The sequence below is a fragment of the Microbulbifer sp. S227A genome, assembly GCF_049800935.1.
Genome location: NZ_JBNAFZ010000003.1, coordinates 49,876 through 62,345, shown reverse-complemented (window position 1 = coordinate 62,345; position 12,470 = coordinate 49,876). Strand labels below are relative to the sequence as shown.

General features: G+C 63.9%; 13 protein-coding genes. 9 read left to right on the top strand and 4 right to left on the bottom strand.

Going from position 1 to position 12,470, the window contains the following annotated elements:
• Positions 1-330, bottom strand: a complete 330-nt coding sequence (locus ACP15R_RS07970) for a DUF883 family protein (RefSeq protein ID WP_424985870.1) — start codon at positions 328-330, stop codon at positions 1-3.
• Between the two features lie 273 nt (positions 331-603).
• Between ACP15R_RS07970 and ACP15R_RS07965 the strand changes: the two genes are divergently transcribed.
• The 3 genes from ACP15R_RS07965 (at position 604) to ACP15R_RS07955 (ending at position 3,542) form a co-directional block, all read left to right on the top strand.
• Positions 604-2,154 (top strand): phospholipase D family protein, encoded by a 1,551-nt coding sequence (locus ACP15R_RS07965; protein WP_424985869.1) that lies wholly within the window; start codon positions 604-606, stop codon positions 2,152-2,154.
• 74 nt (positions 2,155-2,228) lie between these two features.
• Positions 2,229-2,789: a DUF4202 domain-containing protein gene (locus ACP15R_RS07960; RefSeq protein WP_424985868.1), complete on the top strand. Its 561-nt coding sequence runs from the start codon at positions 2,229-2,231 to the stop codon at positions 2,787-2,789.
• A 24-nt stretch (positions 2,790-2,813) separates the two neighbouring features.
• Positions 2,814-3,542, top strand: coding sequence for a CbiX/SirB N-terminal domain-containing protein (locus tag ACP15R_RS07955; RefSeq protein ID WP_424985867.1), 729 nt, complete (start codon positions 2,814-2,816; stop codon positions 3,540-3,542).
• 68 nt (positions 3,543-3,610) lie between these two features.
• On the opposite strand, the gene ACP15R_RS07950 is transcribed toward ACP15R_RS07955, so the two are convergent.
• Both ACP15R_RS07950 and pheS read right to left on the bottom strand, forming a co-directional pair.
• Positions 3,611-3,991 (bottom strand): c-type cytochrome, encoded by a 381-nt coding sequence (locus ACP15R_RS07950; RefSeq protein ID WP_424985866.1) that lies wholly within the window; start codon positions 3,989-3,991, stop codon positions 3,611-3,613.
• A gap of 172 nt (positions 3,992-4,163) precedes the next feature.
• Entirely contained in the window at positions 4,164-5,237 is a 1,074-nt protein-coding gene (pheS, locus tag ACP15R_RS07945) for a phenylalanine--tRNA ligase subunit alpha (protein WP_424985865.1), read from the bottom strand.
• Between the two features lie 119 nt (positions 5,238-5,356).
• On the opposite strand from pheS, the gene ACP15R_RS07940 reads away from it, so the two are divergent.
• The 6 genes from ACP15R_RS07940 to ACP15R_RS07915 all read left to right on the top strand — a co-directional run bounded on the left by ACP15R_RS07940 (position 5,357) and on the right by ACP15R_RS07915 (position 11,272).
• Positions 5,357-6,496 carry a serine hydrolase domain-containing protein gene (locus ACP15R_RS07940; RefSeq protein ID WP_424985864.1) on the top strand — a complete coding sequence of 380 codons (1,140 nt, stop codon included), beginning with the start codon at positions 5,357-5,359 and terminating at the stop codon, positions 6,494-6,496.
• A gap of 21 nt (positions 6,497-6,517) precedes the next feature.
• Positions 6,518-7,696 (top strand): YbfB/YjiJ family MFS transporter, encoded by a 1,179-nt coding sequence (locus ACP15R_RS07935; protein ID WP_424985863.1) that lies wholly within the window; start codon positions 6,518-6,520, stop codon positions 7,694-7,696.
• A 103-nt stretch (positions 7,697-7,799) separates the two neighbouring features.
• Positions 7,800-8,813, top strand: a complete 1,014-nt coding sequence (locus ACP15R_RS07930) for an ABC transporter substrate-binding protein (protein WP_424985862.1) — start codon at positions 7,800-7,802, stop codon at positions 8,811-8,813.
• 5 nt (positions 8,814-8,818) lie between these two features.
• Positions 8,819-9,586, top strand: coding sequence for an ABC transporter ATP-binding protein (locus tag ACP15R_RS07925; RefSeq protein ID WP_424985861.1), 768 nt, complete (start codon positions 8,819-8,821; stop codon positions 9,584-9,586).
• Positions 9,579-10,373: an ABC transporter permease gene (locus tag ACP15R_RS07920; protein ID WP_424985860.1), complete on the top strand. Its 795-nt coding sequence runs from the start codon at positions 9,579-9,581 to the stop codon at positions 10,371-10,373. The genes ACP15R_RS07925 and ACP15R_RS07920 overlap by 8 nt, the downstream gene beginning before the upstream one ends.
• Before the next feature lie 281 nt (positions 10,374-10,654).
• Positions 10,655-11,272, top strand: a complete 618-nt coding sequence (locus tag ACP15R_RS07915; RefSeq protein WP_424985859.1) for a type VI secretion system-associated protein TagO — start codon at positions 10,655-10,657, stop codon at positions 11,270-11,272.
• 87 nt (positions 11,273-11,359) lie between these two features.
• Here the strand turns inward: ACP15R_RS07915 and ACP15R_RS07910 are convergent, their stop codons facing one another.
• Positions 11,360-12,322, bottom strand: coding sequence for an acetyl-CoA carboxylase carboxyltransferase subunit alpha (locus tag ACP15R_RS07910; RefSeq protein WP_424985858.1), 963 nt, complete (start codon positions 12,320-12,322; stop codon positions 11,360-11,362).
• Between the last annotated feature and the right edge of the window lie 148 nt (positions 12,323-12,470).

The following is a 12,470-nucleotide window of genomic DNA, read 5'->3' as shown; positions in this document are numbered from 1 at the left end:
CTAGCGGCGCGTCATCAGCAGGCCGATCAGAAACCCGATCCCCGCCGCAATGCCGAGCGCCGTTGCCGGCTGTGTCCGGATAAAGTCATTCGCCTGCGCGTGCAGATGCTCGGCCTGCGCCTTTGCTTCGGTCGCGGCCTCGTCGCCCTTCTGCTTCATCTTTTTCGCCCGGGCCTCGGCCTCTTCGCCCAGCCGCGCCGCCTGGGCCTTGCCCATTTCGGCCATCAGACCGGTCAGCTCTCCGATTTCTTTCTGAAGGGTTTCGATCTGCTTTGCCAGATCGCCCACCGTGGGTGCCTTGCCGGATCCGCCGGATGTAGATGTCGCCATGGAACGTCTCCTTTTCGTCTCTCATACAAAACATGAACCCGCCGCCGCTGCAAATGCCGGCCCACTGTGCGCATATAGGGCAGCGGGGTGTCACGTCACGCGGATCGAAAGGCGAAAAATTGCTCACTGGCGCGCCGCGCGGCTTTCCAATCGCGGGATTTGCGGCAAGGTTCGGACTATTGCGCTCATCGAGCCGGCCTCCGGGTCTTGCCGTGCCGGGGATCAGGCGAGCGACATGTCTGCAAACCCAATGTCGGGACGGGACCGCCAGCCATGCCATCATCGCGCGAACAGACCCCAGAACAGGCATTCCGGATCCTGCTGACCGCGCACGAGGCCTATCCCGAGTTCGAACGCCTGTGCCTGTCGGCGCGGACCGAAATCGTGATGTGTTTCCGGGTGTTCGACCCGATGACCCGCCTGCGCAGCCCCGCGGCGCGCAAGATCGGCGAAACCTGGATGGACCTGATCGAACACCTGTTGCGGCGCGGTGTCCGGATCGACCTGTCGATCAGCGATTTCGACCCCATCGCCGTGCCGGATGCCCACCGCGCCACGTGGTCGGCGCTGCGCGCACTGCACGCGGCGGCGGAATTGTCCGGGCGGCCCGGCCTGCTGACCGCGCGCGCAGCACTGCATCCCGCGCGGATCGGCTGGCTGCCGCGCATGCTGCTGTGGCCGCGCGCCTGTCAGGAGCTCGGACGCACCGCGACGCGCCTGAACGGATTGCCCCCGCCCCAATGCGACACTTACCTGCGCGAAGCCCCCGGCCTGCGCCGCAGCCTGCGGACCAGCGCCGCACGACTGGCCGCGCGCCTCTGGCCGGTGCCGCATCTCTATCCGGCCACCCATCACCAGAAACTGGCGGTGATCGACGGCGAGGCGCTTTATATCGGTGGTCTGGACCTGAATGAACGGCGCTATGACGACCCCGAGCACGCGCGGGCCGCAGAAGACACCTGGCATGACGTGCAGATCAGCCTGCGCGGCCCGCAAGCGGCTTCGGCCCTGCGCCACCTTCGGACCTTCCGGGACGTGGCCGACGGCGCGCCCCCGCCACCTCTGGACGGGATCGTCAGGACCCTGTCCCGCAAGCGCCGCTGGTCGTTTGCCCGGATGTCGCCCAAAACCGTGTTGCGCGAAATTGCCGATGCCCATGCGGGCAACGTCGCCAGCGCGCGGCGGCTGATCTATCTGGAAACCCAATATTTCCGCGATACCGCGCTGGCCCGCAAGCTTGCCCGGCGGGCGCGCGACAATCCGGAACTGGGCCTGATCCTGATCCTGCCCGCCGCGCCCGAAGAGGTGGCGTTTGAACACAACCCCGGCAGCGTCACCAGATACGGGGAATACCTTCAGGCGAAATGTATCCAGATGATCACCCAAGCCTTTGGTGACCGGGCGTTCATCGGCGCACCGGCACAAACCCGCAAGACCGGGGATAACGGGCGCGCCGCGCTCTATGGCGCGCCCATCATCTATGTGCATTCCAAGGTGTCCATCTTTGACGATGACCTTGCCATCGTGTCCTCGGCCAACCTGAACGGGCGCAGTCTCAGATGGGATACCGAGGCGGGGATTTGCCTGACCGAGCCGGAACATATCCGCGACTTGTGGGCGCGCTGCGCGACCCAGTGGCTGGGCCCCGATACCGGCGAGGATTGCCTCGATGCGGGCAATGCGGTTGCCGCGTGGCGGCTCAGGGCCCAGGCCAATGCGCGGATCGCACCCGAAGCGCGGACCGGCTTCCTGCTGCCCTATGCCTCGCGTCCGGCGCGACGGTTCGGCCGCACCCTGCCCGGCATTCCGGAAGAGATGGTCTGAGCGATCGCCCCTTGAATGCCGGCGCGATGCGCTGCACCCTTGGCACAGCGATTTCTCAGCCTATGGAACAGCCAATGACCGACCTCGCCGCCGCCCTCGCCGCCATTGACGCGGCCAACGCACATGACCCGGACACCAGCGAAGGCGCGCCCGCCGCGCAGCTCTATGGCCAGCGCATGACCCAGGAGCTGGCGCGGCTGTTCCCGAATGCGCCGGACCCGTTGCAGATCGCCGCCCGCGGCCAGCATATCGAACGCTGGACCATGAAGCGGGCGGACTATCCCGACGGGCGCGAAGGCTACCTGACCTGGCGTCGCGATCTTGCCAAGCACCATGCCGACCGCGTCGGCGCGATCATGCGCGATGCCGGCTATTCGCAGGAAGATGCCGAAGCGGCGGGCCGAATGATCCGCAAGGAAGGCATCAAGCGCAACGAAGATGTGCAGATGCTCGAGGATGTGATCTGTTTCGTATTCCTGAAATGGTATTTCGCACCGTTTTCCGAAACCCAGGAGCCCGGGAAAATGCAGCGCATTGTCGCCAAGACCGCCCGCAAGATGTCGGCTGATGCGCGCGCACGGGTGCTGCGGGAATTCGAACTGCCCGAAAACCTTGCCGACGCGTTCCGGACCTGAGCCGCCCGCCGCCGTGCCTTGGCCATGACCTCGCAACATTCTCACCCCGGTGCCATCATCGTCAGCCATGGCCAGCCCTCCGACCCGGATCCGGCCGAGGCGGCGCTGGCCGCGCTGGCCGGGCGGGTTGCGGCCTGTTTGCCCGGTTGCGCCGTGTACAGCGCGACACTCGCCAAGCCGGGTGCGCTCGAACTGGCCCTGCGCCAGTGCGGTGCGGATCCCCTTGTCTACCCGCTGTTCATGACCGATGGCTGGTTCACCCGGACCACCCTGCCCAGACGGCTGGGCCGGGCCGATGCCCGTATCCTGCCGCCGCTGGGCACCGATCCCGGCCTGCCCGCCCTGGCCGCCGGGATCATTCGGAGCGAACTTGGAAAACAGGGCTGGCGCGCCGGGGAAACCGGCCTTGTCATCGCCTCGCACGGGTCCGGCAAGAGCCGCAATGCCGCGCGGGACACCGAGACATTCCTCGCGGCCTTGACGCAACGGATGCCATTCAAACACGCCCGCGCGGGCTACATCGAAGAAGCGCCCTTTCTGAAGGACGCGGCGCTGCTTGAGACGGCGCAGGCGGTGTGCCTGCCCTTCTTTGCCGCACAAGGCGGGCATGTGATCGAGGATGTGCCACAGGCGCTGGACGAGGCGGGGTTCCGCGGTCTGCGCCTGGCTCCGATCGGAACGCATCCCGACATTGCCCGGATGATCGCCAGCGCCCTGGCGTCCCATGGTTCGCCCCCACCGGTACGGGAATAAACCCGAGCCCCGCCATTTTCATGACAGGGCCCACATCGATCAGGTTCCGTCGCCGCGAATTTGGGCGCTTAGTTGAACGTGGCCAGATAGGCGATGACGTTCTCGCTGTCCTCTGCCTTGCGCAGCCCGGCAAAGGTCATCTTGGTGCCCTTGAGGAAATCCTTGGGCTTGGTCAGGAAAGCCGTCAGCGATTCCTCGTCCCAGATCAACCCCTCTGCTGCCATTCCCGTCATCGCATCGGAATATTTGAAATCGGGATTCGCCGCCGCGGGCGCGCCCACGATGCCGTTCAGCATCGGGCCGACCTTGTTCTTGGCATCGTCGCCGACAGCATGGCACGCCTTGCACTTCTTGAATACTTTTTCACCTTTTTCGGCATCGCCATCGGCAAAGGCCGGTGCCGTCAAAGCCAAAAGCATCGCAGCCGTGCTGAGTATGGGTTTGATCATATGAAGCTCTCCTCTTCTTCCTGTGGCGGTATCTAACCCGGTTGCCAATATACTTCCAAGGGCCAGGACGGGTTCCCCGACCAAAGTCGGCATTGGCCAGACCAGCGCCCAAGGCGCCGTGGCTGCCGGATCGCGGTTCACATGATCGCCTGATGCGCCGCGGTGCCCCGGCTCAGCGGCTCAGGCCGCCATGCAGGGTCGGGATATCGAGCGAGGCGAATCCGTAATGCCGCAGCCAGCGCAGATCGGAATCAAAGAACGCCCGCAGATCGGGGATGCCATATTTCAGCATGGCAATCCGGTCGATCCCCATGCCAAAGGCAAAGCCCTGCCAGATATCGGGATCAACGCCGCCCGAACGCAGCACGTGTGGATGCACCATGCCGCTGCCCAGGACTTCCATCCAGCCGTCGCCCTCGCCGATGCGCAGCTGGCCATCGACCCAGGAACACTGGATGTCGACTTCGGCCGACGGTTCGGTGAACGGAAAATGCGAGGCGCGAAAGCGGGTCTTGATGCCGTCGATCTCGAAGAAGGCCGAAAAGAACTCCTCGAGCACCCATTTCAGGTTGGCCATGCTGATATCCTTGTCGATGGCAAGGCCTTCGACCTGGTGGAACATCGGCGTGTGGGTCTGGTCATAGTCGGCGCGATAGACGCCGCCGGGGCAGATGATACGCAGCGGCGCGCCGCGTTTTTCCATGGTGCGGATCTGCACCGGGCTGGTATGGGTGCGCAGCACGTGCGGCGGGCGGTTGTCGCCCTCGTCGCGATGCATGTAAAACGTGTCCATCTCGGCCCGCGCGGGGTGGTGGCCGGGAATGTTCAGCGCATCGAAATTGTACCAATCCGTGTCGATGCGCGGCCCTTCGGCCACGGAAAAGCCCATCTCGGCAAAGATCGCCGTCAGCTCTTCGGTCACCTGGCTGACCGGGTGGATCGTGCCGCGCTGGCGCGGGCGCGAGGGCAGCGTCACGTCCAGCCACTCGGTGCGCAGGCGTTCATCCAGCGCCGCATCGGCCAGCGCGGCGCGCTTGGCGGCGATAGCGGAATTGATCTCGTCCTTGAGCGCATTGAGCGCGGGGCCCGCAACCTGGCGTTCCTCGGGCGTCATCTTGCCCAGTTCGCGCATCTTGAGAGCGACCTCGCCCTTTTTGCCCACGGCGGCGACCCGGATGGTTTCCAGCGCGGATTCATCAGCGGCTTCGGCGATTTGCCCGAGATATTTTGCTTTCAGATCGTCCATCACGGCCCCCGGTTTTCTGTCCCGCCCTGCTAGCCGCACCGCCCCGCAATTGCAAGGCGGCGATGGACATAGGCCAATGCGGGGCGCTAGCGTGGCCCCGAAATCACCGGGAGGATATCATGAGCAATCTGCAAACCGTGCTGGATCAGGCCACTGCCGCACAGGACGTGCCCTTTGTCGTGGCGATGACCGCCAATTCCGGGGGCGTCACCTTCAGCGGCGCGGCCGGCAATGCCCGCGCCGGGCTGACGGCAAGCGAGGAAACCGCCTTTCGGATTTTTTCCATGACCAAGGCGGTGGGGTCGGTGGCGGCAATGATCCTGATCGATCGCGGCAAGATCAGCATGGATACCCCTGTGGCCGATGTGTTGCCCGCGTGGAACGATCTCGGGGTGCTGGACGGGTTCGACGGGGATGAGCCGATCCTGCGCGCCCCCAGGACCCAGGCAACCCTGCGCCACCTGGCCACCCACACCAGCGGCATGGAATACGAATTCTGGAACCCGGACGTGCCAAGATACATGGAACTGACCGGGCATCCCACGGTGCTTTCCGGGTTGAAATCGTCGCTGATGTACCCGCTGACCACCGATCCGGGCACCCGCTGGGGCTATGGTCCGTCCATCGACTGGCTCGGGCAGGTGGTCGAAGCGGTGGACGGGCGCCAGATCGATGCGTTTTGCCAGCAGGAAATCCTCGATCCGCTGGGCATGGGCGAAACCGCCTTTGAACCGGATGCGCTGAGCGATCGGCTCTGCGATGTGGCGCTGCGCGGCGAGGATGGCACATTCGCGCCGTTTGACCTCGCGCCCCCTGCCAATCCGGAATTCTATGGCATGGGCCACGCGCTTTATTCCACCGCGCCCGATTATCTGCGGTTCCTGCGCATGGTGCTGAACCGGGGGCAGCTTGACGGCAACCGGATCCTGTCGGAAGACGCGTTTGACGCGATGACCGCCGACCAGATGAACGGGCTGACCTTTCAGCCCATGCAAAGCGTCGCGCCCCCGGTCAGCGCCGATGTGGACATGCCCGAGGGCACCACGCACAGCTTTGCCTTTCTGCGCACCGAAACCGACATCCCCGGCATGCGCAGCGCCGGTTCCCTGAGCTGGGCGGGCGTGTGCAACACCCACTACTGGATCGACCCCACCCGCGATCTGGCGGCGGTGATCATGACGCAATCACTGCCCTTCCTTGAGCCGCGTTTTCTGAAGACCTACCAGGCCTATGAACAGGCGGTCTATGCCGGACTCTGACCGGCCCGCCGGTTGCACCCCATGAGCCGGGACCCCGCCCGCCCGTGGCTGGTGCTGTTTGGTCTGGCGCTTGGCATGTGCGTCACCAACAGTTTCGCGCGTTTCGCCTATGGGCTGATGCTGCCGGCGATGAAGGCCGAAATGGGCTGGACCTATGCCCAGGCCGGGTGGCTGAACACCGCCAATGCCATCGGCTATATCATCGGCTCGGTGCTGACCATGGCGCTGATCGGGCGGATCGGCGCGTCGCGCCTTTTTGCGTTTGGCATGGTCACGACGGCGGTGGCGCTGATGGCGACCGGCCTTGACGCGGCGATGTGGTGGCAAACCCTGTGGCGGCTGGCTGCCGGGCTGTTTGGTGCCATGTCCTTTGCCTCGTCGGGGACGCTTGCGGCGCAGCTCTTTCAGCATGACGCGCGCCGCAATGCGCTGGCCATCGCGTTGCTGTTCGGATTTGGCGGCGGGCTGGGTATCGCGCTCTCGGGCGCGGTGCTGCCTCTGCTGCTCGATGCGCATGGCCCCACCGCATGGCCGCGCGGCTGGCTGTTCATCGGGATGACGAGCCTCTGTTTCCTGCCGGCGGGTCTCTGGGCCGCGCGCCAGCTGCGCCCGCCAACCCACGAGCCCCCTGCCGCCGCCCGCCTGCCGGTGCGCCGGATGCTGTCGCTGTTTGCGGGGTATGGCAGCTTTGGGCTGGGCTATTTCGTCTACCTGACCTTTCTCTCGGCCTGGATGACCGAGCTACAGGCCGGCGCCGGGCTGATCGCGACGGTTTGGGTGATGCTGGGCCTGTGCCTGTGCCTGTCACCCTTTGCCTGGCGGCCGGTCTTTGCCCGTTTCAAATCGGGGGTACCGCTGACCATGATCCTGACCTGCATTTCGCTCGGCTCGGCCCTGCCGGTGCTGATGCCCGGGCCGGTCGGGCTCTTGCTCTCGGCGGCGATCTTTGGCCTGTCGGTCTTCATGTCGCCGGGGGCGGTCACCAATTTCATCCGCCACAACCTGCCCCTGCACAGCTGGGGCGCGGCGATCAGCCTGTTCACCGTGGTCTTTGCCGTGGCCCAGACCGTCGGCCCCTATGCCGCAGGCTGGCTGGGCGACCGCAGCTCCAGTATCGGAACCAGCCTGCTGGTGGCCGCCGCGGTGCTGCTGGCCGGGGCGGCGCTGGCGGCCACGCAGAAACCGCTGCACCCGGACTAATCCCCGATTGTCGCCAATGGATTGCCCTCGCCCCGACATGGCGCGATAACAGCGGCATCAACGAAGGGCCGGAACAGGCCGCGACAAACGGGAGGATAACACCATGACAGTTTTTTCACGCAGGGGCGTGCTTGGCCTGCTGGGCGGCGCCGCGACCCTGCCCATGCTGGGCGGCCCGGCGCTGGCCAATACCAAGATCAATGTCGGCGCGCTGCGCTTTACCAGCCACGCGCCCAGCTTTGTCGCCTTTGAACGCGGCTATTTCGCCGAAGAAGGGCTCGATGTCGAGTTCAAGTTCTTTCAGGCGGCGCAACCGATGGCCGTGGCAATCGCGTCGGGAGATGCGGATTACGCGGTCACCGCGATCTCGGGCGGGCTGGTGTCGCTGGCCGAAAAGGGCGCAACCAAGGTGATTGGCGGCGCGCTGAGCGAAGAGCCGGGCATTGACGGCCAGATGATCCTGGCCAGCAACGCCGCGTTCGAAGCCGGGCTGACCGAGGCGGCAATGCTGGACGGCAAGAGCTTTGCCACGACCCAGGCGGGATCGTCCTTTCACTATATGGGGTCCAAGATCGCCGGGGCCGAGAATGCCTCGGTCAGCTTCAAGCCGCTGCAAAAGGTCGGCGCGATCATCGGTGCGATGAAATCCGGACAGGTCGATGCCTGGACCATCGTGCCGCATATCGGCAAGGCACTGGCCGGGGCCGGCGCGGTTCAGCATATCGGCATGGTCTCCGACTACATCCCCGACTATCAGGTCACGACGGTGTTTACCTCTGCCGCCAATGCCGCCAACGAGCGCGCCAAAACCGAAGCCTTCCTGCGCGCGTTCAGCAAGGGCGCGGATGATTTCAACGCCGCGCTGGTGGACAAGACCGCCGGGGATGACGCCGCCGAAGAGATGGTCACGCTGATCCACAAATATGTCTATACCGACCGCCCCTATGACAAGGCCGCCCCGTCGATCCGCAACGGTGCGATGCGGATCAACAAGGGCGCGGCGCTGAACATGGGATCGGTCGAAGATCAACTGGGCTGGTTCAAATCCGAAGGGTTGATCAAGAACAGCATCACCACCGAGACGCTGGTCGATCCGTCTTATGTCGAGATGATGTAACCCCCGTGGAACTGACGGTCGAACATCTGACGCACCGGTATGGCGACGTGCCGGTGCTGGACGACATCACTCTGCAGATACCGGCAGGCGAGATCCTCTGCGTGATCGGACCCTCGGGCTGCGGGAAATCCACGTTGCTGCGCATGATCGGCGGGCTGGAACGCCCCGACTCGGGGCAGGTCGTGCAACGCGGCACCGCGCCGGCAGAGTGCCTGAACCCGCTGACCTTCGTGTTCCAGGATTTCGCCCTGCTGCCCTGGCGCAGCGTGGGCGGGAACATCTCGCTGGTGCTCGAGGATCATGGCATCCGCGGGCAGGCGGCGGACCGGATCATCGACGACGTGCTGGCCCGCACCAAGCTGGGCGATTTTCGCGATGCCCTGCCCCGGCAATTGTCGGGCGGCATGAAACAACGGGTTGCCATCGCGCGGGCGCTGGCGGTGAACCCGGCGGTGATGCTGCTGGACGAGCCGCTGTCGGCACTTGACGCACAAACCCGCGAGCTGCTGATGGACGACCTCATCGCCCTGTGGCAACGCCAGCCCTTCACCGCCATCTACGTCACCCACAACCTGGCCGAGGCGGTGCGCCTTGGCCATCGCATCGCGGTGCTGTCGCGCCGGCCGGGACAACTGCGCGAGGTGATCGAGGTGGATATGCCGCTCGGCGAACGAAACGCCGGTGACAGGCACCTGGACGCGCTGCAATCGCGCCTGTGGCAGATCATGAAGGATGAGGCGATGGCCGCCGACCAGGAGCTGCTCGATGCCTGATACCCCGCGCCCGGTTCCCTTTCGCGGCGGCGGTTTTCGCCCCGTTTCCAAGCGCGGCGCGGGTCTTGTCGTCTTTGCGCTGCTGCTCGGCCTCATCGAATGGGGCACCCGCGCCGGGTGGATTTCGCCCCTGACCCTGCCCCGGCCCAGCGACGTGGCCGCAACGCTCGTGGAACTGGCGCGCTCGGGCCAGTTGTGGACGCATCTTGCACCCTCGCTGGCGCGGTTGCTGGTCGGTTCGCTGCTGGGCGTGACGGCGGGCATTGGCGTCGGCATCCTGATCGGCCTTTTCAGCCATGTGCGCGCCGGGCTGATCCCGCTGGTGGCCGCCCTGTTCCCGATCCCCAAGATCGCGCTCCTGCCGCTCTTCGTGATCTGGTTCGGCATTGACGAGGGCAGCAAATACGCGCTGATCGCGCTTGGCACCTTTACCCCGACCGTGGTGGCGACCTATGGCGCGGTCGACAACGTGGACCGCACGCTGGTTCGGATGGGACAGAGTTTCGGGCTGAGCTGGCTGTCGATCGTGCGCAAGATCGTGCTGCCCGGTGCCCTGCCGGGCATCCTTTCCGGGCTGCGGGTGTCCATCGCCATCGGCATCATCCTGCTGGTGGCCGCCGAAATGCTGGGCGCGGAATACGGCATCGGAGCCTATATCCTGCAAGCCGGGTCGCTCTATGATCTGGAACGCCTGTTCGCCGGGGTGGTGATCCTGTCGACACTTGGCGTCGTGACCAGTTGGGCCATCGGACAGATCGAAGCACAGCTGCTGCGGTGGCGGGTGTGAACCAAAGGGATACGTTTCAGGTTGGATGCGCCCGAACCATCAAACCCTGCCGATACCTGACACGGGAATATACCTCATCTCGCTGGGCGGCATTCTCTGCCTGCATATGGCCGGTTTGCGCAACAGAGTCGGTTTGAGCCCAAAGCGGACGAGATTACTTAGGTCCGCTTTGACTAGGGTATTCGCAAGAACCAGAAAGATTTGACACTCCTAATGTTACCTCACATTCTGAATAAACAAGAGCTTTGATTATGGCAGGTAGATAAATGAGATCATATTCTGTGTTGGCGTTATCCATCACTATTTCTGCGGCGAACTTTGGAGCAGCAAAGGCGCAAGAGGTTAGTAATAATTGTCATGCGGTCAAAGTAGATATTGAGCGACTGGCCTGCTACGATGAGCAGACGGAATATCAGGCCCCAGAAAAGAAAGAGGTCTCCGAAGTTGCCGCGCCCACTGGACAGCAATGGAGGAAGTCAGAAGAGCGTAGTAGCCTGGATGGCCGAACCGATGCTTGGCTTTCTGTTGAGAGCAAGAACTCCCAACCAAATCAAATTGGTACCCCAGAGAGGGCACGTCTTTGGGTTCGCTGCATGAACAATAGCACAAACTTCTTCATCACCTTCAACGACTACACGCCTGACAATCAAAATGTTCGCTACAAGCTTGATGACAACTCCATCAAAAAAGTCTGGATGGTCCACATGCAAGGTGGAGAAGGTATCGGCATTTGGTCAGGAGGTTCAGCAATTCCCTTCATAAAGAAGATGTTTGACGCCGAAGATCTGGTAGTTGCTTACAAAAGCTACAGCAATCTGAACCTCGAGTTTACTTTTGACATTTCCGGTCTGCGCGCGCGCATCGATCCTCTTGCAAAAAGCTGCCAATGGAAGCCATAAAGGCTCGTGTGTGTCCACCGCGGGTTTCTTTCGACTTCCGAGAAGTCCGCATAACGGAAAAAGCCTTCTTTCAACTCCCCGCCAGCTTCAGGCCGCGAGTCCCTTGGAGCCCATGGCAAGGAACTTGTTGCGGCGGTCCGCGATCAGCGCTGCCCGGTCCTTGCCGTCCAGTTCATCAAGCATTGTCGCAATCGCCTTTTCCACCGCGCCGATGGCCGTGCCCTTGTCGCGATGCGCGCCGCCCTTGGGTTCGGGGATGATGCGATCGATCACGCCGAGCTTCTTGAGATCCGGTGCGGTCAGGCGCAGCGCCTCGGCGGCCTCGCGCATCTTTTCCGAGTTCTTCCACAGGATCGAGGCACAGCCCTCGGGCGAAATCACCGAATAGACCGCGTGTTCGAGCATCGCGATCCGGTTTGCCGTGGCAAAGGCGACCGCCCCGCCCGAACCGCCTTCGCCGATGATCACGCTGACCAGCGGCACGCCGATTTGCAGGCAGGCTTCGGTGGAACGCGCGATCGCCTCGGATTGGCCGCGCTCTTCCGCGCCCTTGCCGGGATAGGCCCCCGTGGTATCCACCAGCGCCACCACCGGCAGGTTGAAGCGGTCGGCAAGCTGCATCAGGCGCACCGCCTTGCGATAGCCCTCGGGGCGGGCCATGCCGAAATTATGTTCGATACGCGATTTGGTGTCGCTGCCCTTTTCGTGACCGATCACCATCACCGGCCGGTCGCGGAACCGCGCAAGGCCGCCCATCACCGCGAGGTCATCGGCAAAGTTCCGATCACCGGCCAGCGGCGTGAATTCGGTAAACAGCGCCTTGACGTAATCCTTGCAATGGGGCCGTTCGGGGTGGCGGGCCACCTGGCAGCGCCGCCACGGCGTCAGGTCGGCATAGAGATCGTCAAGCAGCTTGGCCGCTTTCTGATCCAGCGCCGCCGCCTCGTCCGCGACATCCATCTCTTCATTCGCGCGCGCCAGCGCACGCAGCTCTTCGGCCTTGCCTTCGATTTCGGCGAGGGGTTTTTCGAAATCCAGATACTGGGTCATAGTCGCGCTCCCGTGATTGATGCGTATATGGCCAATGGCGCGGGCGTTTGCAATTGCTGGCAATCACACAGTGCCGGTTTGCGGCATCCCGACCCATGATCCGCCCCCCAACCATGATCCGCCCCCGACCCATGATCCGCCCCGGCAC

What these genes read in the sequence shown, in the direction of transcription:
- ACP15R_RS07970 (WP_424985870.1), bottom strand. Translation starts at nt 330, where the DNA reads ATGGCGACATCTACATCCGGCGGATCCGGCAAGGCACCCACGGTGGGC.
- ACP15R_RS07950 (WP_424985866.1), bottom strand. Translation starts at nt 3,991, where the DNA reads ATGATCAAACCCATACTCAGCACGGCTGCGATGCTTTTGGCTTTGACG.
- ACP15R_RS07920 (WP_424985860.1), top strand. Translation starts at nt 9,579, where the DNA reads ATGCCTGATACCCCGCGCCCGGTTCCCTTTCGCGGCGGCGGTTTTCGC.
- ACP15R_RS07910 (WP_424985858.1), bottom strand. Translation starts at nt 12,322, where the DNA reads ATGACCCAGTATCTGGATTTCGAAAAACCCCTCGCCGAAATCGAAGGC.
- ACP15R_RS07930 (WP_424985862.1), top strand. Translation starts at nt 7,800, where the DNA reads ATGACAGTTTTTTCACGCAGGGGCGTGCTTGGCCTGCTGGGCGGCGCC.
- ACP15R_RS07960 (WP_424985868.1), top strand. Translation starts at nt 2,229, where the DNA reads ATGACCGACCTCGCCGCCGCCCTCGCCGCCATTGACGCGGCCAACGCA.
- ACP15R_RS07955 (WP_424985867.1), top strand. Translation starts at nt 2,814, where the DNA reads ATGACCTCGCAACATTCTCACCCCGGTGCCATCATCGTCAGCCATGGC.
- ACP15R_RS07935 (WP_424985863.1), top strand. Translation starts at nt 6,518, where the DNA reads ATGAGCCGGGACCCCGCCCGCCCGTGGCTGGTGCTGTTTGGTCTGGCG.
- pheS (WP_424985865.1), bottom strand. Translation starts at nt 5,237, where the DNA reads ATGGACGATCTGAAAGCAAAATATCTCGGGCAAATCGCCGAAGCCGCT.
- ACP15R_RS07965 (WP_424985869.1), top strand. Translation starts at nt 604, where the DNA reads ATGCCATCATCGCGCGAACAGACCCCAGAACAGGCATTCCGGATCCTG.
- ACP15R_RS07940 (WP_424985864.1), top strand. Translation starts at nt 5,357, where the DNA reads ATGAGCAATCTGCAAACCGTGCTGGATCAGGCCACTGCCGCACAGGAC.